1 protein-coding gene is annotated in these 265 nt (G+C 43.0%); it reads right to left on the bottom strand.

The features are described 5' to 3' along the window. Nucleotides 1–49 precede the first annotated feature (49 nt). Nucleotides 50–265 (bottom strand): LPXTG cell wall anchor domain-containing protein (locus HMPREF2918_RS03405; protein ID WP_141751578.1); only part of this gene is annotated, 216 nt, incomplete at its 5' end.

Raw genomic sequence — 265 nt, forward strand, 5'->3', positions numbered from 1 at the left:
AAAAAAACAGGTTTGTCTAGCAGGGCTAGAACAAAACCTGTTTTAGAAATTAATTTTCACGTTTTTTGTAAACTAAGGCACTTCCAGCTACTGCCAAAGCAAGTCCTGCAGCCACTAGTCCCTCGCTCACTGTTTCACCTGTAGAAGGAAGAGTATGTTTCTTATCTTCTTTTGGTTGACTTCCAGAAGGCTTATCACCTTTTGGTTTGTCTGTTGATGGGGTAGTTGGAGGCGTAGTTGGTGGTGTAGTTGGCGGTGTAGTTGG

Source organism: Streptococcus sp. HMSC065C01, from assembly GCF_001813525.1.
Lineage (GTDB): Bacteria > Bacillota > Bacilli > Lactobacillales > Streptococcaceae > Streptococcus > Streptococcus parasanguinis_V.